Below are 26,306 nucleotides of genomic sequence, written 5' to 3' on the forward strand. Positions count from 1 at the left end.
ATCGCTTCCATTGAGTTAGGGCTTGGTGAGAAATGTTGTCGCAAACACTTTTACCTCCCTAATTCTTTGGAAGTTATTAAACTCTAAACAGCTTCAGTATAAAAATACAAGCCGAAGCCGCTGAACTTTCTTCTTTTTGCAATAAAACTTATTTTCTTGGATTTGGCCAGCCTTTCCCTTAGTGCATTCTATCTGGCCTTGGCTCCAGGCTAGCGATGATGGTGGCTTCAATTTCCAGCAGTTCTTTCAGGCGGGCATCTACTACCTCTTTGGGCATGTATTCCTTGGCTAATTTCACATAACTCACATAATGGCCTGCTTCTGAGACCATGAGTTCATAATAGAATTTCTGCAGCTCTTCGTCTTTGATGTTCTTCCAGAGCAACTTGAACCGTTCGCAGCTCCTGGCCTCAATGAGGGCGTTAACCAGCAGGTGGTCCATGAGCTGGCGCTCCCGCTTATCCCCTTTCCTGATGTGTTTGCTCAGCTGCACCACGTACTCGTCTGGGCGGTTGCGGCCCAACTCATAGCCGCGTTTTTTGAGCTCGTCCAGCACCCGCTCAAAATGGCTCCACTCCTCTGCCACCAGGGCGGTCATTTCTTCTACCAGCCTGGTTTTGTCTGGGTACTTCACTATGAGTGATATACCAGAAGAAGCCGCCTTCTGCTCACAAAAGGCATGGTCCACCAGAATATCTCTGATGTTCATTTCGGCAATGTTTACCCACCGCGGATCTGTTGGCAGCTCAAGTCTCAGGATAGTTTTGGCCACGATTTCTGGAGAAGTTAAGGGTGAAGGAGAGTTTTTATATGGGAAGAAAATGTCTTTCTGTTTTTGGCCTGTTTTTAAGAAAACAGGCCAAAAACAGAAACTGCACACTGGCTTGTTCTGGGAATTATAGTGAGGTGAAGACCTTAGTCATAGAAATTCCATTTCACCCCAAACTGGAAGCTGAAGGGGTTGGCAGCATAATACGGGGTGGTGAAGTAGCCTTGCTCCCAGCCGCTGGTTATGTTGTTGATGTGGCTTAGCTTCAGGAACAGGTTCACCGTTTTGATATCTGTGTTCAAGAAGACATCAAACGTGGGGTACCGGGTAATCAGGAAGGAGTTCTGCAGATGGAACTGCTGGGTCACGGGCATGTACCCGTCTGCATAGTAATCAGTATGCCAGTTCATCTCAAGGCCGGTCTGCAGGAAGATGGCTTTTTTGAAGAGCGGCCCTTCCCAGTACGCCTTGGCATTCACGTACCACTCCGGCATCCGGATGGCTTTTGGTCCGCTGGAGCTGTTGTAGTAGAGCGTGTTGTCAAACACAAAATGCTTCAGATTGAATTTATGCCGAAGCACCCCCTGCACCAGGTTGATAGCCCCGGACACCTGTTCTGGTTCAGCCCACTTTCCCCCAATAGAATCCTGGTAAAACACGTAATCACGTATGTTGGAGAACTGCAACTCAGCAAAGAAATAATGATTCTTCACCGTAGCCTCTGCGGTTGCGGCTGTCTGGTTCACAGACACGTTTTTAAAGCTGTTAGACCATTCAAAATGGTTGCTGAGCAGCCTCCGCTGCGTGAGTGTGGGTGAGTAAGAGGTACGGGTTTGCCTAAAGGCCAAGTACTTGTATTTTGCCTCGGCATTGATCCGGTAGTCCCCACCGCCAATCTGGAATTCTGCATCTGTGGTGACATAGATGTCATTTCTGAGCCTGAATTGCGCCTGCCCCCCTACAAAGTTATCGGCAATGTCCAGGGTGGATTTATCCTGTTCATACCCCGCAGAATCTGCAGGCAGCCCGTTACGGGTGATGGGAATCAAAATGGCATCCCTTGCCTGGGTTTCATACCGGCCATCCCTTCTTTTGGCATATGCCCTGTAAACGAAAAGCCTGGTTGCCCCCATTACCCCGAAGGTGTTTTCCATCTGCCGGAAGTAGGTATTGTCTTCGGTTTGAGCAGAGTCACGCAAAACGGAAGGATAAAAAATCAACTCTCTTCTTTTAGAGTTTTCAATGGACTGATAGGGAATGCCATTTTCTGAGAAATCATTGCTCTGGCTGCCGTAGTCTAAGGTATGGTACAGTTGCAGACCAGAACCAATTAACCTAAGCCATTGGGTGGCGTGCAGCTGGTACCTTTTCTCCTCAGAGGCCGCCTGCTCCAACCAAACCGATTCATCTTTGTAATCAAAAAGGCTGTCCCGGGTATCCCCTGGTTTCGGCCTGATCCCCCCTAGTTCAATCTGCTCATGACTGGTCTGGGCAAAGTTGGCTACCAGGCGGTACCGTTGGTTCGGGCTGAAGTAATGGGTAAACGCCTGCAAACCGTAATGGCTTAAGAACCCGTCCTGCCCAATACGGAACGCCCCAAACTGGCGCTCGGCGCTCAGCCGCTCATACCCAATGCCCACGTTCCAGTTAGGAGAGATGTTACGGGTGTGCTTTGCCCTGAACACCTGCTCCCCCAGGGTTCCCTGCAGGTAATTCAGATAGGTAAAGGGAGATTTAGTGTCATAGTACTCAATGGTTGCCGGATTCACGGCGTAGGCGTCAAACGCATTTCTCCCTAACCGGGAACCCAAGATGAGAGGCATCTTCCAGAAAAGGGGCTGGGCAGCAGTGCCTACGTTCCCTAAATCCTGTTGCAGGGTTTTGTCATAATACCAGTGCCTCACCACCTGCATATTTGTCAGCAATGTGTCAATGGGCGAAAAAACGGTGTCACCCTTAAAAATATCGCGTTCATAAATGACTTTGACCGTGGCAGAACCATAAATGGCCTTGGTAGAGTCATCTATTACTTGTGCCTCTGAGAAAGAAAAGGTCCCTGCCCAAAGAAGTATGACGGCAGCTATAAATTTTGAGTACTTCACGTCCAAAATTAAAAATTATTATCTGAACCTTCCGGGAAAACCAACTGCTTCATTGTTGGCTCAAAAGAAGGCTTTCTTGAAGTGAACGCCACCTCAATGGGAATATAAAATACCGGCAGATTCTGCCATACAGGAAGAAACGCTGGGGTCTGCCATTTTACGGCATCTTTTTGCGTCATGACAATACTTTCTGCCGGCTGGCCTGACTTGCCAAAAAAAGAAACCACCTCCTCCAGTTTAGAGTGAGTGAGGTCACTGTGGTCCGCCCATTCAAAATGGTGCACCACGTCATGCCCTTGCTTTTTCAGGTAGTCAAGTAATGGTTGGGCATTGGCGATGCCGGTTACTAAAACAAGCTTCTTCCCTAACGTAGCAGCAGCGCCAATTGGTACGGCCGGGGCGTATTGTATGTAAGAAAAGAAAATTGGGGTACTGGAGCGGGTATACCGGGCAATCTGAGCCGTAATCGCCTGCTGTTGTTGGTTTGAAAGAGCAGCAGGGCATTTGGTCACCACTACCGCATCTGCCCGTCCTGCCCCAGCCTTTGGTTCACGCAGAAGCCCCACAGGGAGTAAAAAGTCTTTGGTAAACAAACGGCCATAGTCAGTGAGCAGGAGGTTCACCTTAGCCTTCACCGCCCGGTGCTGAAAGGCGTCATCCAGCAAAATCAGCTCCAGGTCAGGGAACAGTTGCAACAGCTGTTGTATTCCCGCCGCCCGCCGCTCACAGACTGCTACCGCAGCCCAGGGCAGGCTTTGCACGTACTGGAAAGGTTCATCGCCCAGCGTAGCGGCGGTGGCAGAAGCATCTGCCAAAACAAACCCTTTGGTCTTACGCTTGTACCCCCGGCTCAGGATAGCCATTTTTTTACCCTTGAATAGTCTGGCCAGATACTCCACCTGAGGGGTTTTGCCGGTGCCGCCCACAGTCAGGTTGCCTACGCAGACCACCGGAATGGGTGCCGCAAACGTACTATACACCTGCCAGTCATAAAGTTTGTTGCGCAGCCACACCACGCCCCCATAGCCCCAGGCAAAGGGCAGCAACAGGAACCGGAAAGGACGCAATACAGACAGCATACCGTGCAAAAGTAGCTGAATTTTACCTTTCTTTGCGCTTCACGCCCTGAAACTAGCTTATGACGAAAATAAAAGAAGTGGTGCAGGTGCTGGAGCAATACGCTCCGCCTGCCTATCAGGAATCTTATGACAACGCCTCCCTGCAGGTTGGGGACCCGGAAACAAAGGTCACTGGCGTGCTGGTTACGTTAGATTGTACCTTAGAGGTAGTGCAGGAGGCCATTGAGAGAGGCTGCAATGTAATAGTGGCCCACCATCCGGTTATCTTCAAGCCCCTGAAGAGCCTGACGGGGAAAACGCCGGTTGAGAGAATCTTACTGAAAGCCCTGCAGCACCAGATTGCCATTTTTGCCTGCCATACCAACTTAGACCATGTGCACAACGGGGTCAATGCCAGGCTCTGTGAAAAACTGGGCCTCACCAAGACACGTATTCTGGCCCCCAAGACCCAGATCCTGACCAAGCTGGAAACTTACGTACCTCTTGAAGACACAGAGAAAGTACTGACGGCTCTGCACCAAGCCGGGGCCGGACAGATTGGCGAGTACAGTGACTGCAGTTTTAGGGTAACGGGCACCGGACGGTTTACCCCTTCGGCGCAAGCCAACCCGCATACGGGAGAGCCCTGCAAAACCGAGGAAACCAATGAGAACAAGATAGAAGTCATCTTTCCCGGTTTTAAGCAAAACCAGATCATGAAGGCGCTGCTACAGGCCCACCCGTATGAAGAAGTAGCCCATTACCTGGTAACGCTGCAGAACGAGAACCAGGAAGTGGGTGCCGGCATGGTGGGCGAATTGCCTGAACCCATGGCGGCAGAACAATTTGTGCAACACGTGAAAGAAGCCCTGAGCATCAACACCTTCCGCCACACGGCCTGGCCAGAGAAACCTATCAAAAAAGTGGCCGTGTGCGGCGGGGCGGGAAGTTTCTTAACCCGACCCGCCAAAGCCGCCGGCGCCGATGTATTCCTGACCGCCGACCTGAAATACCATGAGTTTTTTGAGGCCAGCAACCAGATGGCGCTGGTAGATGTAGGGCATTATGAAAGCGAAGTTTACACGAAGGAGCTTTTTTATGATATACTTACAAAATCTTTTTCTAATTTTGCAGTCGATTTGTCATATACTAATACAAATCCCGTTAGACACAGCTAAATAATACATGGAAAGTACTGTAGCAAGTAAGTTAGATGCACTTCTAAGACTTCAGAGCTTAGATTCCCAACTGGACAAAATTCTACAAGTGAGAGGCGACCTTCCTGAAGAGGTAAGAGACCTGGAAGATGAAATCGCCGGCTACCAAGTACGCGTAAACAAATTTGACGAGGAAATTGCCGAACTTCAGCAAACCATTGCCAATCGTAAGCAGGGTATCAAAGATGCCGAAAAGCTGATCAAAAAATACGAGGAGCAGCAGGAGAACGTGCGCAACAACCGTGAGTTTGACGCCATCACCAAGGAAATTGAGCTGCAGAAACTGGAGATCCAGATCAATGAGAAGAAAATCAGGGAGGCCAACTTCCAGATTGAGCAGAAGAACCAGGATATCCAGGAAACCAAAAACCGCCTGGAAGAGCGCCAGAAAGACCTGAACACCAAGAATGCAGAACTGCAGGTGATGGTAGACGAGAGCGAGGAAGACGAGCGCAAGCTGAACCAGGAGAAGGAAGAGGCCACCAAGCAGATTGAAGAGCGTCTCCTTTTCGCCTACAACAGAATCAGAAAGAACGTGCGCAACGGGTTAGCCGTGGTAACCGTGAAGCGTGACGCCTGCGGCGGATGTTTCAACACCGTTCCCCCCCAGCGCCAGTCAGACATTGCCGCTAAGAAAAAGATAACGGTTTGCGAGCACTGCGGCCGTATCTTGGCAGACGTTGAGCAGAAAGTGGTTGCGTAACGTACCTTCTATATTTGAATCAGGAAAAGGATGGCCTCAAGCCATCCTTTTTTGTTTAGGCTTTGTGTCTTTCTGTTTTGGGCCTGTTTTCCTGAAAACAGGCCCAAAACAGAAAGCAGATACCTCCCTTCGCGCGTTACAACAAGAACCTCCGGAATATGCCTATCTTTGCAGCCGTTTTTCACAAGCGTATGCAACAGCTCTCAGTGGCATTTGATTCTTTGCCCGTTCCTGTCTCCCTCTGGAAACAGAAAGCCCTGGCTTGGGCAGAAGCACACCATGAGGCGGTGGCTTACTATGAACCTAACCAAATCCCTTACCGCCACCAGGCTTTCCAGAATATATTAGGGGTTAGGGCGCGGGCAGAAGCGACTCCTGGCGTTGATTGCGCCCATTCCTGGCAAGACCTCAGCCTCCTGCTCCAGCAGCAGCAGCAAACGCCGTTGCTGGGCTTTCTGACCTATGATTTAAAAAACGGGCTGGAGCAGCTGCAAAGCCACCACCCAGATTTCATTGGGTTCCCCCCTCTCTACTTTTTCCGTCCAGAGACGTGGTTTGTTTTTGACAAGGCAAAGGTGACCATTTTCTCTACCGTAGCACAGCCTCAAGTCATTTTACAGACAATCAATGCATGGGCGTTTTTGACCTCTTTTTCTGAAAACAGGCTAAAAACGCAAGCCCGGGTATCTAAAGAGAAGTACGTGCAGACCGTGCAGCAACTCAGGCAACATATTCTGGAAGGCGATGTCTACGAGGTTAACTACTGCCAGGAATTTTACGCTGAAAACGCGCAGCTAGAACCCGCTTCGCTGTTCTGGAAACTGAATGCGGCCTCGCCCACTCCTTTTGCCGGTTTTTTAAAACTGCAGCAGAAGTACCTGCTGTGCGCCAGCCCTGAGCGGTTCCTGAAAAAAGAAGGGAACCTGTTGGTCTCGCAGCCCATCAAAGGCACCAGCAAGCGCGGCAGTTCTCCGGCAGAAGACCTGGCCCGGCGCAGGGCCCTGGCCAGTAACGAGAAAGAGCAGGCCGAAAATATGATGATTGTAGACCTGGTACGCAATGACCTTAACCGTGTAGCCGAAACCGGTAGTGTACAGGTTGAAGAGCTCTTCGGGCTGTATGGGTTCAAATATGTCTGGCAGATGATTTCTACCGTCACCGGTACGCTGCCCGCAGAGGTTTCTGCCGTTTCTGCGCTACAAGCGGCTTTTCCTATGGGCAGCATGACCGGAGCCCCCAAAATTAAGGCCCTGGAGTTGATTGAAACCTATGAGCAAACCAAGCGGGGGCTCTATTCCGGCAGCTTCGGGTATTTTTTACCTAACAGAGATTTTGATTTCAATGTGGTCATCCGGAGCCTGCAGTACAATGCAACCTCAGGGTACGTGAGTTTTGAGGTAGGCAGCGCCATTACCTATGACTCTGACCCCGAGCAGGAATACCAGGAGTGCCTGCTCAAGGCGGCTGCCATTCTAAAGATTCTTTCATAAAGGCTTTATCCCGTCCTGTACACTTTTGGGCCTGATGAAAGCGTTGCCTGGAACAGGAGCGCCTGCCTGTATTTCTGTTTTCGGGCTGTTTTTTGAAAAACAGCCCGAAAACAGAACCGGGCCACCCCATAGGCTCACAGGTACGTGCCTGCACCAGATAGGAAAGGACTGCCCTTGATTGCTTTCCCAGCATTGATGAAGAACATTCCTGGGAAAGCAGGAAGATCCCCCTACCCTCCTGTTTCACGGCAGCCATCATTTTATGATCTGCTTTTTATGCAAAGCGCCTGCTGGTCAAGGAACAGGCGCCTTGGATTAAAAAATCAACTGCCATTCTGTCACATTCGGGGAGAATTTGAGTATCTTTGCGTTTTAAAGTGAGAGCAATGCAAGCACCCATTCTGGACTTAGACTTTATAGATAACCGTACCCCTGACCAAGCCGCCGCTTCCTGTGACACCAAGGTGAGCGCAGAAACCAATACCGGCCATCAGCGCAAGCTGTACATTGAGAGCTATGGCTGCCAGATGAACTTCTCAGACAGTGAGATTGTGACCTCCATCCTCTTTGAGGCAGGTTTTGACACCACGGCAGAAGTCACGCAGGCCGACCTGGTTCTGCTCAACACCTGCTCCATCAGAGAAAAGGCAGAGCAGACGGTCCGGCACCGTCTTACCCAGCTGCAGCACCTGAAAAGGAAAAAGCCGCACATGGTGGTGGGGGTACTGGGCTGTATGGCAGAGCGCCTCAAGAAAAACCTGCTGGAAGAGGAGAAAATGGTTGACCTGGTGGTGGGGCCAGATGCTTACCGTGATCTACCCGCGCTTATCAATGAAGTGGACGGCGGCCACAAAGCAGTCAACGTGCTCCTTTCACGGGAGGAAACCTACGCTGACATCAACCCCGTGCGACTGAACAGCAACGGCGTGAGCGCCTTTGTCTCCATTATGCGGGGGTGTGACAACATGTGCTCCTTCTGCGTGGTACCGTTCACCCGCGGCCGTGAACGCAGCCGTGACGCCCACTCAGTGGTGCGTGAGGCGCAGGAACTGGTAAACCAGGGCTATAAAGAGGTGACCCTGCTGGGCCAGAACGTAGACTCGTACAAATGGCAGTCTGAAGACGGTGCCGAGAAGGTGAATTTTGCCCAGCTGCTGGAACGCGTGGCGCTGATCAGCCCAGACCTGCGGGTGCGGTTCTCCACCTCCCACCCCAAAGACATTACAGATGAAGTGTTGTACACCATGAAAAAGTATGACAACATCTGCAAGTACATTCACCTGCCCGCCCAGAGCGGGAACTCCCGTATTCTGGAACTCATGAACCGGACCTATGACCGCACCTGGTACATGGAGCGGGTAGATGCCATCAGGAGAATTTTAGGGGTAGACTGCGGCATTTCCACTGATATGATTGCTGGCTTCTGCTCAGAAACCGAGGAAGAGCACCAGGACACGCTTTCCCTGATTGATTTCGTGCAGTATGACTACGCCTACATGTTCTTCTACTCAGAGCGCCCGGGTACCCTGGCCGCCAGAAAACTGCAGGATGATGTGCCGCTGGAAGTTAAAAAGCGCCGCCTCCAGGAGATCATTGACAAACAGCGGGAATACTCGCACCTCCGGAACCAGCTGGCGGTTGGGCAGGTGCACAAAGTGCTGGTAGAAGGTTTCTCCAAGCGTTCAGAGGAAATGCTCAGTGGCCGCAATGACCAGAACAAGGTGGTCATCTTCCCTAAGATGCATTTCAAGAAAGGCGACTACGTGAACGTTCTGATCAATGAATGTTCAGTGGGCACCTTGTTTGGGGAACCGGTTCTTTAGTGTGCTGCTGAATCAAATCACTCACGGGCTACCAGTAAAACAGCCCTTCAGCACATTTCCACTCTAGCACATCAGAAACATGCGCGAATTTGATATACAGTCAGTAAAGCAGCGGTTTGGGATTATTGGTAATTCCCCGTTGCTGAACCATGCCATACAGGTGGCCGTGCAGGTGGCCCCCACTGAAATGACGGTCCTGATCACCGGGGAGAGTGGCAGCGGAAAAGAATCGTTCTCTAAGATCATTCACCAGCTGAGCCCCCGTAAACACGGCCAATTCATTGCCATTAACTGTGGTGCCATCCCTGAAGGAACCATTGACTCAGAATTGTTCGGCCACGAAAAAGGTTCGTTCACCGGGGCGCAGGAAGCCCGGAAAGGCTATTTTGAAGTCACCAACGGCGGCACCATCTTCCTGGATGAGATTGGTGAGATGCCGCTGGGCACCCAGGCGCGTCTGTTGCGGGTACTGGAGAACGGAGAGTTCATCAAAGTAGGGTCGTCTAAGGTGCAGAAGACAGATGTGCGGGTGGTGGCGGCCACCAATGTGAACCTTTTACAGGCAGTGGAGCGCGGCCAGTTCAGAGAGGACCTGTACTACCGCCTGAACACGGTGCCCATCAATGTTCCGCCGTTGCGGGAACGCGGAGAAGACGTGCACCTGCTGTTCCGGAAGTTTGCCAGTGACTTTGCAGAGCGGTACCACGTGAAGCCCATCATGCTGCAGCCCGAGGCGGTGCAAGAGTTGCTGCGTTACCGGTTCCCGGGCAACATCAGGCAGTTGAAAAACATTGTGGAGCAGATCTCAGTGCTGGAGCATGAGAAGGAAATTGACCGCGATACGCTGCGCAGGTACCTTCCGCAGGAGCAGATGAACCAGCTGCCGGCCCTCTTTCACGCTGCCGGGGCGCCTGATAACGCCAGCGGGATCTCAGAGCGCGACTTGCTCTACAAGGTACTCTTTGACATGCGCAAAGACATGAACGACCTCAAGCAGGTGGTGTTTGACTTATTATCACATCAGCAGGAAGACGCGGAACTCCTCAAGGCCAACCGGCATTTGTTTGATGAGGTAAGGCCGGCGTATGAGCAGCCGCCGGTGTACCGTGCCCCGGAACGCAGAGACGGGTATGTTCTCACGGTTGATGAACATGAACCCGATGAATACGAGGAAAAAGTAGAGGACATCTCCCATGAAACCGAAGAAGAGAGCCTTTCTTTGGAGCATAAAGAAAAGGAAATGATCCTGAAAGCGTTAAAGAAGCACGGGAACAAACGCAAGTATGCCGCCAAAGACCTGGGCATCTCTGAACGCACCCTCTACCGCAAATTAAAACAATATGACCTTGAAGACCTGTAAGCCCTTTTTACGCCTGATCCCCTTGCTTTGCCTGGTGCTGCTGCTAGGCGGCTGCTACTCCTTTACCGGCACCAACATCTCACCAGAGATCAAAACCATCTCCATCACCAACTTCAGCAACGCCTCTGGGCAGGGGCCTTCCAACCTTCAGCAGTTTATCACAGAAGATTTCAAAGACTATTTCCAGCGCAACACGTCTCTGCGTCTGGTGCCTCAGGGCGGTGACTTGCAGATTAACGGCCAGATCACCAGTTACTCATTCAGTCCGGCGGCAATACAACGCACAGACGTGCCCGCCGGAGGGAACATTGGCTTAGACCAGGCGGGAGCCAACCGGTTGACCATTGTGATACAGATCAACTATACAGATACAAAAAACCAGGCCAACAGCTTTGACCGGAGCTTTTCCGGGTTCTTTGACTTCCCCATTTCCCAGGACATCAACCAGATCCAAAGACCACAGATCCAAAGAATCACAGAGCCAATAATTTATAAGGTTTTTACCAGTACTGTGGCCAACTGGTAAGCTCAGAAAAGGCTTTTTTTTAGAGAAAAAGGACTTTCAAGACTTCTCAAATTATACTAATTTCACTTGCCTAAAGAAGGCTTGAGGCAAAGATTACATGAACAAAGCGGCATTTCTAAATATTGTACGGCAGGTGGCCCCCATTCAGGACCAGGAAGTGGAAGACCTGGAGAAACTGGTGGTATCGTTTCCGTATTGTCAGACCGCCCATGTTCTATTGGCCAAAGCCGCGTATGACCGCGGCAGCATGCTGTCTACCCAGAAACTGAGACGGGCAGCGGCGCATGTTTCAAACCGCCAGCTCCTGAAACGCCTGGTTTACTCCCAGCCCCATGTGCAGGAAGTGTTGGTGCCGCCGCCTGCGCCAGACGAAACCGCTGTTCCTGTATTAGAGCTGGTTTCTGAAAAACAGGCCGAAAACAGCTTCGTGCAGGCTGATGTGGAGGACGTGGTATTGGTTGCCGCAGAAACAGAAGAGCAAGCTGACGCGTATTTGCAGGACCCCATACCAACAGCCCCTTTCACAGAAGAGGAACTGCATAGCGAAGAAAAGCTTGCCATAGGCTATGACCCTTCTCTAGCGCCTGAAGCCGCCATTCTGGAGGCCCTTGCCTCTCTGGACGAAGAAGACCTGCAGGAGGTGTTACCCGAAGCACTGGAGGAACCCCAGGAAGCGGCTCCAGAACGTGCAGAGGTGGCAGAGGCAGCACCAGAAGTTACTCTGGTAGAAGACACCTTTCCCCAACATCCAGAATCACCCGACCTTCCTGAAGAGGATGTCTTAGAGGCTGTACCGGAGGGAACCAGTAAGGTTGTCTCTGAAGAACCAGAGACAACCGTTGCTTCAGAAGCAGAGAACATATCTCAGGATACCAGCCAGGAAGATGAAACTGAGCTCTTTGATTTAATCCAGATCAATAGCCTGTTTACCTATACGGCGCCTAAACCTCCCATCGCTTTTACCCATGAGGAGATTGTTTCTGAAATTGTATCTACCTCATTAAAAGCCGAAAACAACGCCTTACCTCCTGCTGCAGTGGAGGTAGATTCTGAGCCGGAGGCAGCGTTCACAGAAAACAGCACTGAGAACACAGCCGCACTTGAGGTTTCGCTTGCGCCCAATGCCTTTGTAACGGAGCAGCAGCCCACAGAACAACAGGCCTACCAGTACCCAACAGTGGCCTTCTCTGCTAACGGCCAGGTGGCAGTTGCCGGTACAGCGGCAGCTGATTCCTATCTGAACATATTCTACCAGAACAGCCTGGCCTACTGGATGGACTCCAGCCGCCTGGGTGAGAGCCTGCAGCTGAAAGATGAGTTAACGTCTGCCAAGCCCTACTACTTCCAGCCTGACCTGATTCTGGAGCATGTAAGGCAGAATGCAACGGAGAAGCGCGTACCTGCCGCTGAGGCCCCGGCTGCTAAACTGGACCAGCAGCTGGACATCATTAACCAGTTCCTGAAATCTAATTCCCGGTTAAAGACGCTGGCCAGTGTGCAGCAGAAGAATGAGCCGCAGGAAGACCTTTCAGCGAAGAGCTCTAAAATTAAGAAGAACCTTGCCTCTGAGAACCTGGCGCAGATTTACATCAAACAAGGCAAAGGCCGGAAAGCCGTTAAAATTTATGAGCAGCTCATTGTAAAGTTTCCCGAAAAAAAGAGTTACTTTGCACAACAAATTGAAAAATTAAGAAACGAACCTTAGTATGTACATTGCCCTGATCAGCGTTATCCTCTTCCTTTGTGTGTTGTTGGTGTTGGTAGTATTGTCTCAGAACTCCAAAGGTGGCGGGTTGTCCAGCCAGTTTGGCGGTGGCGGTACCAGCCAGTTGATGGGGGTGAAACGCACCGGCGACCTTCTAGAGAAACTGACCTGGGGCTTTGCCATTGGTATTATTGTTTTAACCCTTTGCTCCCACATGATTGTTTCTGATGGAGGCGCAGAGGTTCGCAGCGTAAACGAACAGCGCGCCGGGCAAGCACCTGCCCCTGCCCCAGCGGCTCCCGCTATTCCGCAGCAAGGCCCGGGAGCTACCGCTCCTGCCCAAACGCCGGCGGCTGCCCCGGCCACAGACACAGCCCAATAATCAAAACCGTTACTATAGCCCTTTATTGGAATCCGAACCTTTACCGGTTCGGATTTTTTTTTACCCTTTCTGTTTCTGGCCTGTTTTTCTGAAAACAGGCCAGAAACGCCACCTGGCTCACACTTAAACTGACATTTTTAAAGTCGGCGGGGCGGGTGGTGTCAGTACAAGCGTAATCTTGGCAGAGTGGCAGGGGCAGAAAAGCGGCAAAGATGGCAGAAATGCGGAGTTGGCACAGGAATCGCTAGTAGCCTTACCGTCTGTGGCAGGTGTGCTGCAGAACATTATCGTTAACTTAAATAAATCTTATAACAAACCTATGGCCTTAGATCTAAAACCATTGGCAGACAGAGTAATTGTGTTACCTGCTGCGGCTGAAGAAAAAACCAAGTCTGGTATCATCATCCCAGATACTGCCAAAGAAAAACCACAGCGCGGCGAAGTAGTAGCCGTAGGAGAAGGAAAAATCTCCGATCAAGGTGTTTTAGTAAAGTCACAGTTGAAAGTTGGCGACCAAGTATTGTACGGCAAGTATGCCGGTACTGAGATCTCCTTGGAAGGAGCCGACTACCTGATCATGCGGGAGTCTGACATCCTGGCGGTTCTTTAATCTCATCCTGTTAAACACATCAACCACCATAATCTATTTTAAGAAACTATGGCATCTAAAAACATTTCTTTCGACGTAGAAGCGCGCAATAAGATTAAAAAAGGCGTGGATACTCTGGCAAATGCCGTGAAAGTAACCCTTGGCCCTAAAGGCCGCAACGTGATTATTGACAAGAAATTTGGCGCTCCCAGCATCACCAAAGACGGTGTGACTGTTGCCAAAGAAATTGAACTCAAAGACGCCGTGGAAAACATGGGCGCACAGCTGGTGAAAGAGGTTGCCTCTAAAACCGCAGACTCTGCCGGTGACGGTACTACAACTGCCACCGTTCTGGCGCAGGCTATCTACGGTGCCGGTTCTAAGAACGTGGCCGCCGGTGCCAACCCAATGGACCTGAAACGCGGTATTGACAAAGCCGTTCTGAAAGTGGTAGAGAACCTGAAGGCCCAGTCTAAGAAAATTGAAAACTCTTCTGAGATTGCCCAGGTAGGTACCATCTCTGCCAACAATGACGTGGAAATTGGTCAGATGATTGCTGACGCCATGGACAAAGTAGGCAAAGACGGTGTGATCACCGTTGAAGAGGCAAAAGGAACTGAGACCGAAGTAAAAACGGTGGAAGGGATGCAGTTTGACCGCGGTTATCTGTCTCCTTACTTCGTGACCAACCCTGAGAAAATGGAGGCTGAGTTTGACAACCCGTACATCCTGATCTACGACAAGAAAGTTTCTACCATGAAAGAACTGCTTCCAGTATTGGAGCAAGTGGTACAAACCGGTAAGCCGCTGGTGATCATCTCTGAAGATGTAGACGGCGAAGCCCTTGCCACTCTGGTAGTAAACAAACTGCGCGGCTCTCTGAAAATTGCGGCCGTGAAGGCTCCAGGTTTCGGTGACCGCAGAAAAGCCATGCTGGAAGACATCGCCATCCTGACCGGTGGTACGGTGATTTCTGAAGAGCGCGGTTACAAACTGGACAACGCTACCTTAGATTACCTGGGGCAGGCTGAGCGTGTGATCATTGACAAAGACAATACTACCATTGTAAACGGCCGCGGTACCAAAGACGGTATTACTGCCCGTGTGAATGAGATCAAAGCTCAGATTGAGAAAACCACTTCTGACTATGACCGTGAGAAGCTGCAGGAGCGCCTGGCTAAGCTTTCTGGCGGAGTAGCCATCCTTTACATTGGTGCCTCTACTGAGGTGGAGATGAAAGAGAAGAAAGACCGCGTTGATGATGCCTTGCACGCTACCAGAGCTGCCGTAGAAGAAGGTATTGTGGCCGGTGGTGGTGTTGCCCTGATCCGTGCATTAGATGCCCTGGACAGCGTAGAAACCCGTAACGAGGATGAGAAAACCGGAGTGCAGATTATCAGAACTGCCCTGGAAGCTCCTTTGAGAACCATTGTGGCCAACGCCGGTGGTGAAGGTTCTGTGATTGTAAACCAGGTACGTGCCGGTAAGGCAGACTTCGGTTACAACGCCCGTGATGACAAGTTTGAGAACATGTTTGCCGCTGGTATCATTGACCCTACCAAAGTAACGCGCCTTGCCTTAGAGAACGCTGCTTCTGTGGCCAGCCTGCTGCTGACTACTGAGTGCGTGATTGCTGACGAGCCAGAGGAAGCCGGTGCTGGCGCCGGTGCCGGTATGCCAGGTGGCATGGGCGGCATGGGTGGCATGATGTAATCTGTCCCAGCGCACGCTGATAAATAAAAAAGCCCCGGCTGCAAAGCTGGGGCTTTTTTATTGGCTATGATTTCTGTTTTCGGGCTGTTTTGGCTAAAACAGCCCGAAAACAGAAACAGGCTATTTCTTCTCTTTTATCTTGATGTTGATTTTATGAGGGGCTGTCTCATCACCGCCAAAATAAGGGTATAATTGATAGCCGTTGCCCTCACCTGTGCAGCTACGGGAATGTTCCACTGCTTTTTTGCCGTCTACCTTGAACGTGTATTTAGAATCAGACAAAGACAGTTCACAGGAGTACCACTTGTTCAGGTCAATGGCGGTGATGAACGTGGATGTGTTCTTTCCGTCAGCATAAGAATACGCCATCAGCTCCAGCCTGTCTTTATACCATCTCCACCCAAAGCGGGCGCTGTTGGTGTGGTGAAAGCTGCCGCAGTCAGACATGCCGTAAAGCTTGTTGATGTCTGCCTGGTTTGTAGGGTTCTTGGTTTTGTAGATGGCGGTAGAGTCAAACTTCACCTCAAAAACCAGTTTGCTCTGCTTTAAGGTTCTCAGTGGATTGGTTGTCTCATGGTCACCTGACTCAATAACATAATTGACGCCCTCCTCTCCTGCGGCGGGTTCATCTGAAGAGATCAGGTCTTCCAGTGAACAGGCTGAAAACGCCAGACAAAGAGCCAGGAAGGGTAGCTTTTTAATAAAGGGGTACATGTGAATAGTTTTAGGTAGAATGTATGGATACCTAATCAAAAATAGCAGGGGCTTGGTTCCTTAATATCAAGAAGTTACAAAAGAATCTTTATGGAATGGTACCCAGGAAATAAAATTAAAATCTGGCGGGCTCATAGCACATATTGTAGAGGTCTTCCATGGTGCCGTTGAAGACGTTTAGGTCTAGATTGCCACGCACACCTTTCAGTTTTCCGGTGCTGGTATGCTGCCAGAAAACCCAATTGCGGTTGCCTATCTCATGACTCTTTTTAGGATTGTAATGGGCAATCCAGAGGGGATAATCATCAAAGTGCCCGGCCAGGTGCTTTTCATAGAAGGCATAATTGGTATAGATGATGGGCTTGAGGTCATACTCCTCTTCTACCAGGTCCAGCCAAAGCTGTACCCCGGCTACAATCTCCTCATCAGACTGATGGTTGGTCACCTCCACATCCAATACCGGCGGCAGGTCTCCCGCCTCCAGTTTTACTTTGTCCAGAAAGTTCTTCGCCTGCTTTTCAGCGTCTCTTGAGGGTAAAAAGAAATGATATGCCCCGCGCAAAACATCATGCTGCTTCGCCTGCTTCCAATGTCTGGCAAAGTAGCGGTCCTGGTGGGTAATACCCTCGGTGGCTTTAATAAAGGTGAATTTAATCTTTTGCGCCTTAACCTGTTTCCAGTTCACGCTGGGCTGGTGATGGGATATATCCAGGCCCGCCACTTCATAGCCGCTGGGGTGGAACTTGGTCAAGGTATTGGTTTGGGTAGCCTCGTCAATTTTATGTTTCAGGAAAGCCAGCCTCCCCCCCTCTTTGTAGTATTCAAGGGCCAGGCACAGCAGCAGAAAAGCAGCAATACCCGCAAGTATAGGCTTCCAGAGGCTGCCTTCTGCCGCCGCCTTCTTTTTAGAAGTGGATTTTCTGGTGCGGGAGGTGGAAGATGATCTGGCGGCCACTGCAAGTCAACTAAAGGTGAAACGATGGTAGAACCGAAAGATTTTTAGACAGTGCCTACCCCGCTGCAAAATTAAGAATTCTTCTGGCTTGCGGGGTTAAAATAAAAAAAGCCTCTGCCACCTAGGTGGCAGAGGCTTCCCTAAGGAGTGAAGCTAACTATTCAATACCGTGCATTTTTCTTTTCAAGGTTCCGTTCAAACCTAACATTACCAAGCCGGCCAAAATAGGCAGGGCGGTGAAGATCAGGAAGAAGGTTGTGATAGAATACGCCTCGGTGATTTTATCAATATAAGATCCCGTCCAACCGGCCAACGTGTTCGCAACGAAGTTGGCAACAAACCAGATACCGAACATTAAGCCTACCAGACGCGCAGGAGACAGTTTGCTCACATACGATAAACCTACCGGCGAGATGCACAATTCACCCAGGGTATGGAAGAAATAAGCCAGGATTAGCCAAATCATACTCACAGAGGCGGTTTTGGCACCCTGCGGAATATCAAGACCTCCAAATGCCAATATCCCAAAACCTAACCCCAGGAGGAATAAACCAATGGCAAATTTCACGGGAGCAGATGGGTTGTATTTGCTTTCCCAGATTTTGGAGAAGAGCGGGGCACAGGAAATGATAAAGAACGAGTTCAGGATCTGGAACCAGGACGCCGGCACCTCGGTCGCATCAGAGATGAACTCTCTCCTCAGCATCCAGATGATGATACCCCAGATTATGACAAAGCTGGTACCCAGAAAAAGGTTTGAAAAAGGAATACGGCTGTACGTCTCCTTAAAGAGATTACAGAGAACAACAGTCAGAATGAGCATTGGCACTACCACCAGAATAGCATTGGCCCATTTAAAGAGGTTAGCACTGTCTCCCTGCAACAGGCGGTTGGTATAGTCTTTGGCAAAGATGGTCATAGAGCCACCTGCCTGCTCAAAGGCCATCCAGAAGAAGATCACAAAGAAGGCGAGCACAGAGATCACAATCAGCCTGTCCCTAACAATATGAGCGGGTGCTTCTTCTGCTTTGGCAGCTGCGGCACTTCCTGAGTCTAACAGTGTTTTGGGGGATAATCCAATGTTCCCGAATAATTTCTTGGAGAAGGCAAACTGCAACATGCCAAACAGCATAAAGATACCCGCCAAACCGAAGCCCCAGCTCCAGCCTACTTTCTCGCCAATGTACCCGCAAAGAAGAATGCCCAGGAAAGCGCCTGAATTAATCCCCATATAGAAGATGGTATAAGCCGCATCTTTCTTTTCTGGGTTCTTTGTATACAGCTGACCCACCATGGTTGAAATATTTGGCTTAAACAACCCGTTCCCTAAAATGATCAGGACCAAACCAATGTAGAAGAAAACTTCTGTTTCAACAGCTAAGCTGGCATGGCCCAGAGTCATCAGCAATGCGCCCAGAATAATGGCCGTGCGGTAGCCGGTAAACCTGTCTGCAATAAAACCGCCAATAATAGGAGTAAGGTACACCAAGCCTGTATAAATACCGTACAGTTGCAAGGCAGAATCCCTCTCCCATGCCCATCCGCCGTCTGCCAGGGAGGAAGTTAGAAAGAGCACGAATAAGGCCCGCATCCCGTAGTAGCTAAAGCGTTCCCACATCTCTGTAAAAAAAAGTACGAACAATCCGCTGGGGTGCTTTTTCCCAAGATTCATTTCTTGCTCGCCATACGGAATATTATGCTTGCTGACTTGATCAGTAAGTGGATGATCTTTTTCAGACATAAAAAAAGAGTTGTTTGAATAGTAAGTGATGTTACAAAGAAGGTAAATATACCATATTCAGAATAGACACACAAAATTTACCCCCGCCTGTGCAACTTTTGCGTAAAAAAGATAACATGTGTTAGTTTTTTTATAATTTTGTCAGCTGAAAAGGAAAATAACGCTTTCGGTTTAAGAAATTAAAAATAAATACTTCCTTTATGAAAGAATTTGGCAACAAACGGACCGGTATGGATCTTAGTAGTTTAGGGATTACAGAAGCCAAAGAAATTCTTTGGAATTTGACTCCAGCAGAGTTGGTTGAGGCGGCTCTACAGAACGGCGAAGGGTTCTTAACTGACACTGGGGCTTTGATGTGCGATACCGGCAAGTTTACCGGCCGCTCCCCCAAAGACCGCTTTGTGGTGCGGGATGAGAACACCCAGGATTCAGTATGGTGGGGTGATGTGAACATAGCCTTTGAACCAGCCAAATTTGATGCCCTTTACCAGAAGATGGTGGCCCACCTCTCTGGCTGTACCCTTTATGTGCGGGATGCCTATGCCGGCGCCCATCCAGAATACCGGTTGAACCTTCGTATTGTCAATACCCAAGCTTGGCATAACCTCTTCTGCAACAATATGTTCCTGCGGCCTTCCGCCAAAGAACTTGAAACTATCACTCCTGATTTCACCATTATCTGTGCCCCTGAGTTTGAAGCTGATCCAGCCGTAGACGGAACCAGACAGGCCAACTTTGCCATCATAAATTTCAGCCGCAAGATGATCCTGATTGGGGGTACGGGTTATGCCGGTGAAATGAAGAAAGGCATTTTCTCAGTCTTGAATTACCTCTTACCGCATGAGAAAAACACCCTCTCAATGCACTGTTCTGCCAACGTGGGCAAAGACGGTGACACCGCTATTTTCTTCGGATTATCTGGAACGGGCAAAACGACGCTTTCTGCCGACCCTGAACGCGGTCTCATTGGCGATGACGAACACGGCTGGACCAAAGACAGTGTCTTCAACTTTGAAGGCGGCTGTTACGCCAAAGTGATTGACCTGACCCGGGAAAAAGAGCCCCAGATCTGGGATGCCATTAAGTTTGGGGCAATTGTAGAGAACACCCGTTTTATAGAGGGTACCCGTACCGTTGACTACACAAACAAATCAGTCACGGAGAATACCCGTACCGCCTACCCTATTTATCACATTGAGAATGCCGTTGAACCGTCACGGGCCGGTATTCCCAAGAATATCTTCTTCCTGACGGCAGATGCCTTTGGGGTGCTGCCTCCTATCTCCCGCCTGAACAAGTGCCAGGCCATGTACCACTTTATCTCTGGCTATACAGCCAAAGTAGCCGGGACAGAGGTGGGGGTTACAGAACCACAGACTACCTTCTCGGCTTGTTTCGGGGCCGCTTTCCTGCCACTCCACCCTACCCGCTACGCAGAGATGCTGGGCAAGAAAATGACAGAAAACAATGTGAATGTGTGGCTGGTGAATACGGGTTGGACAGGTGGTGCCTACGGAACCGGGTCCCGCATGAAGCTTAGCTATACCCGGGCCATGATCACTGCTGCCCTTAACGGTGCCTTAGACGAGGTTTCTTTTGTCAAACACCCTGTATTTGGCGTGGAGATGCCAGAAAGCTGCCCTCACGTTCCGGCCGACATCCTGAACCCGCGCAACACCTGGTCTGACAAAGAGGCCTATGACCATAAGGCCAATGAATTGGCCCGTTCATTTATTAAAAACTTCAGCAAGTATGCTGATTTCGCAAACGATGAAATACTAGCTGGCGCCCCTGAGGTGGCGGTTGAGGTATAAAGCTTTTTTTAATTACTTCCTTCACTTAATAAAGCCTTCCATTTAGTGGGAGGCTTTTTTTATAAGAAGGCACAACCTTTCTGTTTTTGGCTTATTTTTGGAAAAACGGCCCCAAAACAGCAACCTATGCATCTCTTTTATACACCAGACCTTGCGCCAGACGCCCAGGAATACACCTTGTCTGAAGAGGAATCAAAGCATTGCTCCAGGGTGCTGAGACTGGGAATGGGTGATCAGGTAACGCTTGTAGATGGCAAAGGCGGCTTCTATACCGCTGAGATCACAGAGGCCACTGCCAAAAAGACCAGGCTTCAGGTAGTACATAGACAGATGCAGTTTGGTCAGCGCCCTTACTCTATTCACGTGGCGGTGGCGCCCACCAAGAACATGGACCGCATGGAGTGGTTTGTAGAGAAAGCCGTAGAGATGGGCATTGATGAGATCACTTTCCTGCAGTGTGCCCGCTCTGAAAGGAAAGCACTGAACCTGGACCGGATTGAGAAAATCGCCGTCAGTGCCATGAAGCAGTCCTTGAAGGCTTATCTTCCAAAGCTCAATGGCCTAATACGTTATAAGGAGTTTATCCAGAACAACCACCACGGTGATAAGTTTATTGCCCATTTGGTAGAAGGCCAGGAGCGGCAGGCACTATCAAAACGTATCACAGGGCAGGGTGAATTTCTTGTTCTTATTGGGCCAGAAGGGGACTTCACCACAGAGGAGGTAGAACAGGCTTTACAGGCAGGTTTTGCCCCTGTCACCCTTGGCTCCAGCCGCCTCCGCACTGAGACGGCTGCCCTGGCTGCCTGTCATACCATACATGTACTACTGGACGTTTAACATTGTAGAGCCTTTCTACACTATAGATTTATATGTGACCATTAGGGGCAACATTCACCTGAGGTGTTTTTGGGCCTGGTGACAGCGCTGCATAGGTGGTGATTGGATGAGGGCAGTTATATACCAAACTTTCAGCCTGTAAATTAAAAATGGGAATAGGGTCCCTAGTTTTTTTACTGAATACAATGCACAAACAGCTTATACTTCTTTCGCTACTTTTACTTCTGGGCTGCAGTACCGGGTGGGCGCAACGGTCCAGCTTTGCCATAGCCCGTCTTAAGTATGGCGGCGGCGGCGATTGGTATGCCAATAAAACCGCTTTGCCCAACCTCATTACTTTCTGCAACCGAGAATTGAAGGCCAATATCAAGCCACAGGAAGAAAGTGTAGAGCCCGGCAGCCCTGAGATCTTTGACTACCCTTTTGTGCACATGACGGGCCACGGGAACGTGGTATTCACAGAAGCAGAGGTTCAGAACCTGCGCAAGTACCTCACCAGCGGAGGCTTTCTGCACATTGATGACAACTACGGCCTGGATAAATTTGCCCGGCGGGAAATGAAAAAGATTTTCCCCGATCTTGATTTCATTGAGCTTCCCTTCAACCATCCGGTGTACCACCAGAAATTTGATTTTCCCCGTGGCCTGCCTAAAATACATGAGCATGACAACAAGCCCCCGCAAGGCTTCGGGATCATCTACCAGGGGCGACTCGTGTGCTTCTACTCCTATGAGAGTGATCTGGGAAACGGCTGGGAAGACCAATCTGTGCATAATGATCCCATAGAAAAGCACCAGGCGGCTCTACGCATGGGCGCCAATCTGATATCGTATGCGTTGACTAGCTTTTAGCTTAAAACATGTCCAGAATTCATTTCCAGCTTCTTTAGGTTTAAGCCAACTACTCATAAACCCCATCCATCACTAGGGAGGTTAAAAGTGTAAGAGTCTTCTTCTGCCTCTCAGGCGAAAACCTGTGTTTATGTCCTAAGGCGAAGCGTGTTTCTGTTTTCGGGCTGTTTTTCAGAAAACAGGCTAAAAACGCCTGCATAAACGCGCCTCGCCAGAAACCGTACCTTTAAATCTACCAGGTGGATTTTCTTTAAAGCTATTTCATTGTTGACGCAGTAGACCTCTCCTTCTGTTTTACACCTGATTTCAGAAAAATGGCTCATAAACAGCGTTGCCGGTTGGTTCCTTCTTCAGCTTTTGGGCAGGTCAAAATGAGAATTCTTTCCTTGTTCCTTTGGAGCCGTTAGGAGAGGTCTTAATGTCTCTGCCACCAGTATACGCTTATGCCTTTAGATAAAAGTGTTTCTGTTTTGAGGCTGTTTTCTGGAAAACAGCCTCAAAACAGAAATTATGTCTAAAACCGAAAGTTGGGGCAGGTAGTATCGCTCACGTTAAACATGGATAGAGCTGAAAAAGTATCAGATTCCTGAACGGGGACTCTCTACTTGCATGCTCATGCTGGTGAAACCACATAAAAAAAGCCCAGCAAAAAATGCTGGGCTTTCATATGTATAGTCAGGAAAGTCTATTTCACTTTCTCAACAATTCCGGTGAACGCTTCAGGATGGTTCATTGCTAAATCAGCCAAAACTTTACGGTTCAGGTTGATGTTTGCTTTTTTCAGACCGCCCATCAACTGGGAGTAAGAAAGGCCGTTTATACGGGCAGCAGCGTTGATACGTTGGATCCAAAGCGCACGGAAGTCTCTCTTCTTCACTTTTCTGTCGCGGTACGCGTACAGTAAGCCTTTTTCTACCGCGTTTTTAGCTACGGTCCAAACGTTTTTTCTACGACCAAAGTACCCTTTGGCCAATTTCATGATTCTCTTTCTCTTGTGGCGGGCCGCCACGGTGTTTACCGATCTAGGCATTTCTACTTTTTTTTGGGGCTGGTGATTTCGGTTTAATACTTAGGTACCAGTTCCCGATGAAACAATTTGTTAAAAATTGAATGGGTTAAGACGCAAGCATTCTCAACACATTGGCGTGGTCAGCTTCGCTTACCAGTCCGGTGTGCGTAAGATTTCTCTTCTGCTTGGTGGTCTTCTTGGTTAGGATGTGGCTTTTGAAGGCGTGTTTACGCTTTACTTTGCCAGTTCCTGTCAGGGTGAATCGCTTCTTAGCCCCTGATTTGCTTTTCATTTTTGGCATTTGGGTGTATATAAAGTGTACTGGTTATTTCTTCACTTTCGGGCCCAGGAACAGGAACATCCGTTTCCCTTCCAGCTTAGGCAACTGTTCTACTTTGGCTACTTCTTCCAAGGCCTGGGCAAATTTGAGTAACAGCATCTCACCGCGTTCTTTGAAGACAATGGTACGGCCCACAAAATGTACGTAGGCTTTTACCTTGGCACCCTCTGCCAGGAACTGGCGGGCGTGCTTCAGTTTGAATTCAAAGTCATGGTCATCTGTGTTCGGCCCAAAGCGGATCTCTTTCATCACCACTTTGCTGGTTTTGGCCTTCATCTCCCGCTGTTTCTTCTTCTGCTCGTATTTAAACTTGGAGTAGTCAATAATACGGCAAACCGGAGGATCAGCCTTAGGGGAAATTTCCACCAGGTCCAGGTTTTGCTCCTGCGCCAAACGGCGCGCCTCTTCAATACTGTAAATACCAGGCTCCACGTTCTCGCCCACTACCCTCACTTCTCTTAAACCGGTAATGCGCTGGTTGATTCTGTGCGCTTCTTCAACCTTGCCACGTGGCACGTAGCGTCTATTATTCGTAGAAATAGTTGTACCTCCTTAATTAAGGTTTCACAATCAGGGTGCGAATATCGCATAAAACCCCGTAAAATAAAAGTAATTCTCTATAATTTTTATCCTAACAAGTCTGCCAGCACCGCTTTGAAGTTATCTACAAAGGCATCTACCCGCATATTGCCCATGTCACCCAGGCCGTGCTTACGCACGGAGACAATCTCATTCTCCTGCTCCTTCTCCCCTACAATGAGCATGTACGGCACTTTTCCAACTTCGGCATCCCTGATTTTACGGCCAATCTTCTCGTCACGGGTGTCTACATGGCCTCTTATATCCTGCTCGGCCAGCTGGTCTAACACTTTTTGGGCGTAGTCATGGTATTTCTCAGAGATAGGCAGAATGGCTACCTGCTCTGGGCTCAGCCACAGCGGGAAGTGCCCCCCGCAATGCTCAATCAAAACCGCCACAAAGCGTTCCAGGGAACCAAAAGGTGCGCGGTGAATCATGACCGGACGGTGCTTTTCATTGTCTGAGCCAATATACTCCAACTGGAAACGCTCCGGCAAATTGTAGTCCACCTGAATGGTACCCAACTGCCATTTGCGGCCCAGGGCATCTTTCACCATGAAATCCAGCTTAGGTCCATAGAACGCAGCCTCGCCCAACTCGGTTACGGTGCGCAGGCCTTTCTCTTCGGCGGCTTCAATGATGGCGCGCTCGGCTTTCTCCCATACATCATCTGATCCAATGTATTTGGTTTTGTTCTCAGGGTCCCGCAAGGAGATCTGGGCCGTATAATCTTCAAAGCCCAGCGCCCTGAAGACATAGAACACCAGGTCAATTACTTTCTTGAACTCCTCTTTCACCTGGTCTGGGCGGCAGAAAATGTGGGCGTCATCCTGGGTAAAACCCCGCACCCTGGTCAAGCCATGCAGCTCGCCGCTCTGCTCGTACCGGTACACCGTCCCAAACTCGGCCAGCCGCACCGGAAGCTCTTTGTAGGAGCGCGGGCGGGTCTTATAGATTTCGCAGTGGTGCGGACAGTTCATGGGCTTCAGCAAGAACTCCTCATTTTCATTTGGCGTCTTGATGGGCTGGAACGAGTCTGCCCCATATTTCTCATAGTGACCAGAGGTCACATACAGCTCTTTGCTGCCTATGTGCGGAGTTACCACCGGCTGGTATCCTGCCTTCTGTTGGGCCCGGCGCATGAACTGCTCTAAACGCTCACGCAGCATGGTTCCCTTGGGCAGCCACAGCGGTAACCCCATGCCTACTTTCTCTGAGAAGGCGAACAGCTCCAGTTCTTTGCCCAACTTACGGTGGTCACGGCGTTTTGCCTCCTCCAGACGCTCCAGATACTCAGTGAGTTCCTTCTGCTTAGGAAACGTGATGGCATACACCCGTGTCAGCTGCTTACTTTTCTCATCACCGCGCCAATAGGCTCCGGCCACGTTCATTAATTTGGCTGCCTTGATAAACCCGGTGTTCGGAATATGGGGGCCGCGGCAAAGGTCAGTGAAGTTACCTTGGGTATAAAAGGTTATGGAACCGTCTTCCAGCCCTTCCAGGAGGTCTAGCTTATAAGGATCGTTTTTCTCAGTGAAATAAGCAATGGCCTCATCTTTACTGATAGGTTTGCGCACGAACTCACTTTTCTGACGGGCCAACTCCAGCATTTTCTGCTCAATGGCAGGGAAATCCTCCTGTGAAAGGGTGCGGTCATCTCCCAGGTCAATGTCATAATAGAAGCCGTTGTCTATGGCAGGGCCAATACCCAGCTTAACACCGGGGTACAGCGCCTCCAGCGCCTCTGCCATCAAGTGGGCCGAGGAGTGCCAGTAGGTAGCTTTTCCTTCATCATCATTCCAGGTGAGCAGCTGTACAGAGGCGTCTTGGGTAATGGGGCGCGTCAGGTCCCACACTGATCCATTTACTTTTACTGCCAGCACGTTGCGTGCCAGCCCCTCACTAATGGATGCGGCAATTTCAATGCCGCTTACGCCCTCCTGGTACTCCCTGATGGATCCGTCGGGTAAGGTGATCTTAATCATATGGCAAGTGTATAACTTCTCGTTTTCGGCTTGTTTTTCGC

General features: G+C 49.9%; 23 protein-coding genes. 13 read left to right on the forward strand and 10 right to left on the reverse strand.

What is annotated here, in order from left to right; translation table 11 throughout:
* Positions 1 to 178: 178 nt before the first annotated feature.
* The 3 genes from FHS90_RS16140 to lpxK form a co-directional block, all read right to left on the reverse strand.
* On the reverse strand, positions 179 to 772 hold the full coding sequence (locus FHS90_RS16140; RefSeq protein WP_182513823.1) for a tRNA isopentenyl-2-thiomethyl-A-37 hydroxylase MiaE: 594 nt from the start codon (positions 770 to 772) through the stop codon (positions 179 to 181).
* 143 nt (positions 773 to 915) lie between these two features.
* Positions 916 to 2,871, reverse strand: coding sequence for a putative porin (locus FHS90_RS16145; RefSeq protein ID WP_182513824.1), 1,956 nt, complete (start codon positions 2,869 to 2,871; stop codon positions 916 to 918).
* 8 nt (positions 2,872 to 2,879) lie between these two features.
* Positions 2,880 to 3,950, reverse strand: coding sequence for a tetraacyldisaccharide 4'-kinase (gene lpxK, locus FHS90_RS16150; protein ID WP_246387097.1), 1,071 nt, complete (start codon positions 3,948 to 3,950; stop codon positions 2,880 to 2,882).
* 59 nt (positions 3,951 to 4,009) lie between these two features.
* Between lpxK and FHS90_RS16155 the strand changes: the two genes are divergently transcribed.
* From FHS90_RS16155 to groL, 10 genes are all read left to right on the forward strand, one after another.
* The gene (locus FHS90_RS16155; RefSeq protein ID WP_182513825.1) at positions 4,010 to 5,107 is read left to right on the forward strand and encodes a Nif3-like dinuclear metal center hexameric protein; all 1,098 of its coding nucleotides are present in this window, start codon (positions 4,010 to 4,012) and stop codon (positions 5,105 to 5,107) included.
* Between the two features lie 7 nt (positions 5,108 to 5,114).
* Positions 5,115 to 5,849 carry a zinc ribbon domain-containing protein gene (locus FHS90_RS16160; protein WP_066831178.1) on the forward strand — a complete coding sequence of 245 codons (735 nt, stop codon included), beginning with the start codon at positions 5,115 to 5,117 and terminating at the stop codon, positions 5,847 to 5,849.
* A 158-nt stretch (positions 5,850 to 6,007) separates the two neighbouring features.
* Positions 6,008 to 7,339, forward strand: a complete 1,332-nt coding sequence (locus tag FHS90_RS16165) for an anthranilate synthase component I family protein (RefSeq protein WP_246387100.1) — start codon at positions 6,008 to 6,010, stop codon at positions 7,337 to 7,339.
* Between the two features lie 386 nt (positions 7,340 to 7,725).
* The gene (gene miaB, locus FHS90_RS16170; RefSeq protein WP_066831184.1) at positions 7,726 to 9,162 is read left to right on the forward strand and encodes a tRNA (N6-isopentenyl adenosine(37)-C2)-methylthiotransferase MiaB; all 1,437 of its coding nucleotides are present in this window, start codon (positions 7,726 to 7,728) and stop codon (positions 9,160 to 9,162) included.
* Between the two features lie 79 nt (positions 9,163 to 9,241).
* Entirely contained in the window at positions 9,242 to 10,522 is a 1,281-nt protein-coding gene (locus FHS90_RS16175) for a sigma-54 interaction domain-containing protein (protein WP_066831187.1), read from the forward strand.
* Complete coding sequence (locus FHS90_RS16180; protein WP_066831189.1) at positions 10,503 to 11,048, forward strand: LptE family protein; 546 nt, start codon at positions 10,503 to 10,505, stop codon at positions 11,046 to 11,048. Before FHS90_RS16175 ends, FHS90_RS16180 begins: the two co-directional genes overlap by 20 nt.
* Positions 11,049 to 11,145: 97 nt before the next feature.
* Positions 11,146 to 12,753, forward strand: coding sequence for a DUF8458 domain-containing protein (locus tag FHS90_RS16185; protein WP_182513826.1), 1,608 nt, complete (start codon positions 11,146 to 11,148; stop codon positions 12,751 to 12,753).
* A gap of 1 nt (position 12,754) precedes the next feature.
* A complete protein-coding gene (secG, locus tag FHS90_RS16190) occupies positions 12,755 to 13,135 on the forward strand; it encodes a preprotein translocase subunit SecG (protein ID WP_066831195.1) in 381 nt (126 codons plus the stop codon).
* 319 nt (positions 13,136 to 13,454) lie between these two features.
* On the forward strand, positions 13,455 to 13,745 hold the full coding sequence (gene groES / locus FHS90_RS16195) for a co-chaperone GroES (protein ID WP_066831331.1): 291 nt from the start codon (positions 13,455 to 13,457) through the stop codon (positions 13,743 to 13,745).
* Between the two features lie 48 nt (positions 13,746 to 13,793).
* On the forward strand, positions 13,794 to 15,437 hold the full coding sequence (gene groL / locus FHS90_RS16200; protein WP_182513827.1) for a chaperonin GroEL: 1,644 nt from the start codon (positions 13,794 to 13,796) through the stop codon (positions 15,435 to 15,437).
* A gap of 120 nt (positions 15,438 to 15,557) precedes the next feature.
* Here groL and FHS90_RS16205 read toward each other — a convergent pair whose 3' ends face one another.
* The 3 genes from FHS90_RS16205 to FHS90_RS16215 form a co-directional block, all read right to left on the reverse strand.
* A complete protein-coding gene (locus FHS90_RS16205) occupies positions 15,558 to 16,151 on the reverse strand; it encodes a hypothetical protein (protein WP_066831201.1) in 594 nt (197 codons plus the stop codon).
* Positions 16,152 to 16,266: 115 nt separating this feature from the next.
* The gene (locus FHS90_RS16210) at positions 16,267 to 17,106 is read right to left on the reverse strand and encodes a glycoside hydrolase family 25 protein (RefSeq protein ID WP_082893427.1); all 840 of its coding nucleotides are present in this window, start codon (positions 17,104 to 17,106) and stop codon (positions 16,267 to 16,269) included.
* 157 nt (positions 17,107 to 17,263) lie between these two features.
* Complete coding sequence (locus tag FHS90_RS16215; RefSeq protein WP_281367927.1) at positions 17,264 to 18,778, reverse strand: peptide MFS transporter; 1,515 nt, start codon at positions 18,776 to 18,778, stop codon at positions 17,264 to 17,266.
* Between the two features lie 269 nt (positions 18,779 to 19,047).
* Here FHS90_RS16215 and pckA point away from each other — a divergent pair, with 269 nt between their 5' ends.
* From pckA to FHS90_RS16230, 3 genes are all read left to right on the forward strand, one after another.
* Complete coding sequence (gene pckA, locus FHS90_RS16220) at positions 19,048 to 20,661, forward strand: phosphoenolpyruvate carboxykinase (ATP) (protein ID WP_182513829.1); 1,614 nt, start codon at positions 19,048 to 19,050, stop codon at positions 20,659 to 20,661.
* Positions 20,662 to 20,787: 126 nt separating this feature from the next.
* On the forward strand, positions 20,788 to 21,501 hold the full coding sequence (locus FHS90_RS16225) for a 16S rRNA (uracil(1498)-N(3))-methyltransferase (protein WP_182513830.1): 714 nt from the start codon (positions 20,788 to 20,790) through the stop codon (positions 21,499 to 21,501).
* Between the two features lie 185 nt (positions 21,502 to 21,686).
* Complete coding sequence (locus tag FHS90_RS16230; protein WP_066831339.1) at positions 21,687 to 22,352, forward strand: DUF4159 domain-containing protein; 666 nt, start codon at positions 21,687 to 21,689, stop codon at positions 22,350 to 22,352.
* Between the two features lie 685 nt (positions 22,353 to 23,037).
* Here FHS90_RS16230 and rplT read toward each other — a convergent pair.
* The 4 genes from rplT to thrS all read right to left on the reverse strand — a co-directional run bounded on the left by rplT (position 23,038) and on the right by thrS (position 26,265).
* Positions 23,038 to 23,382 carry a 50S ribosomal protein L20 gene (rplT, locus tag FHS90_RS16235; RefSeq protein ID WP_066831209.1) on the reverse strand — a complete coding sequence of 115 codons (345 nt, stop codon included), beginning with the start codon at positions 23,380 to 23,382 and terminating at the stop codon, positions 23,038 to 23,040.
* A gap of 85 nt (positions 23,383 to 23,467) precedes the next feature.
* Entirely contained in the window at positions 23,468 to 23,662 is a 195-nt protein-coding gene (gene rpmI, locus FHS90_RS16240) for a 50S ribosomal protein L35 (RefSeq protein WP_066831211.1), read from the reverse strand.
* 24 nt (positions 23,663 to 23,686) lie between these two features.
* Positions 23,687 to 24,217, reverse strand: a complete 531-nt coding sequence (infC, locus tag FHS90_RS16245; protein WP_241498926.1) for a translation initiation factor IF-3 — start codon at positions 24,215 to 24,217, stop codon at positions 23,687 to 23,689.
* A gap of 110 nt (positions 24,218 to 24,327) precedes the next feature.
* Complete coding sequence (gene thrS / locus FHS90_RS16250) at positions 24,328 to 26,265, reverse strand: threonine--tRNA ligase (protein WP_066831217.1); 1,938 nt, start codon at positions 26,263 to 26,265, stop codon at positions 24,328 to 24,330.
* Positions 26,266 to 26,306: the final 41 nt, after the last annotated feature.

Origin of the sequence: Rufibacter ruber (assembly GCF_014138425.1) — a bacterium.
GTDB classification, from domain to species: domain Bacteria; phylum Bacteroidota; class Bacteroidia; order Cytophagales; family Hymenobacteraceae; genus Nibribacter; species Nibribacter ruber_C.

Excerpts from the sequence above, each read along its gene's own strand:
- FHS90_RS16230 (WP_066831339.1), top strand. The coding sequence starts at position 21,687 with ATGCACAAACAGCTTATACTTCTTTCGCTACTTTTACTTCTGGGCTGC.
- rplT (WP_066831209.1), bottom strand. The coding sequence starts at position 23,382 with ATGCCTAGATCGGTAAACACCGTGGCGGCCCGCCACAAGAGAAAGAGA.
- miaB (WP_066831184.1), top strand. The coding sequence starts at position 7,726 with ATGCAAGCACCCATTCTGGACTTAGACTTTATAGATAACCGTACCCCT.
- FHS90_RS16215 (WP_281367927.1), bottom strand. The coding sequence starts at position 18,778 with ATGAATCTTGGGAAAAAGCACCCCAGCGGATTGTTCGTACTTTTTTTT.
- rpmI (WP_066831211.1), bottom strand. The coding sequence starts at position 23,662 with ATGCCAAAAATGAAAAGCAAATCAGGGGCTAAGAAGCGATTCACCCTG.
- lpxK (WP_246387097.1), bottom strand. The coding sequence starts at position 3,950 with ATGCTGTCTGTATTGCGTCCTTTCCGGTTCCTGTTGCTGCCCTTTGCC.
- FHS90_RS16185 (WP_182513826.1), top strand. The coding sequence starts at position 11,146 with ATGAACAAAGCGGCATTTCTAAATATTGTACGGCAGGTGGCCCCCATT.
- FHS90_RS16165 (WP_246387100.1), top strand. The coding sequence starts at position 6,008 with ATGCCTATCTTTGCAGCCGTTTTTCACAAGCGTATGCAACAGCTCTCA.
- thrS (WP_066831217.1), bottom strand. The coding sequence starts at position 26,265 with ATGATTAAGATCACCTTACCCGACGGATCCATCAGGGAGTACCAGGAG.
- FHS90_RS16160 (WP_066831178.1), top strand. The coding sequence starts at position 5,115 with ATGGAAAGTACTGTAGCAAGTAAGTTAGATGCACTTCTAAGACTTCAG.
- FHS90_RS16205 (WP_066831201.1), bottom strand. The coding sequence starts at position 16,151 with ATGTACCCCTTTATTAAAAAGCTACCCTTCCTGGCTCTTTGTCTGGCG.
- groL (WP_182513827.1), top strand. The coding sequence starts at position 13,794 with ATGGCATCTAAAAACATTTCTTTCGACGTAGAAGCGCGCAATAAGATT.
- FHS90_RS16175 (WP_066831187.1), top strand. The coding sequence starts at position 9,242 with ATGCGCGAATTTGATATACAGTCAGTAAAGCAGCGGTTTGGGATTATT.
- groES (WP_066831331.1), top strand. The coding sequence starts at position 13,455 with ATGGCCTTAGATCTAAAACCATTGGCAGACAGAGTAATTGTGTTACCT.
- FHS90_RS16155 (WP_182513825.1), top strand. The coding sequence starts at position 4,010 with ATGACGAAAATAAAAGAAGTGGTGCAGGTGCTGGAGCAATACGCTCCG.
- FHS90_RS16180 (WP_066831189.1), top strand. The coding sequence starts at position 10,503 with ATGACCTTGAAGACCTGTAAGCCCTTTTTACGCCTGATCCCCTTGCTT.
- FHS90_RS16225 (WP_182513830.1), top strand. The coding sequence starts at position 20,788 with ATGCATCTCTTTTATACACCAGACCTTGCGCCAGACGCCCAGGAATAC.
- secG (WP_066831195.1), top strand. The coding sequence starts at position 12,755 with ATGTACATTGCCCTGATCAGCGTTATCCTCTTCCTTTGTGTGTTGTTG.
- pckA (WP_182513829.1), top strand. The coding sequence starts at position 19,048 with ATGAAAGAATTTGGCAACAAACGGACCGGTATGGATCTTAGTAGTTTA.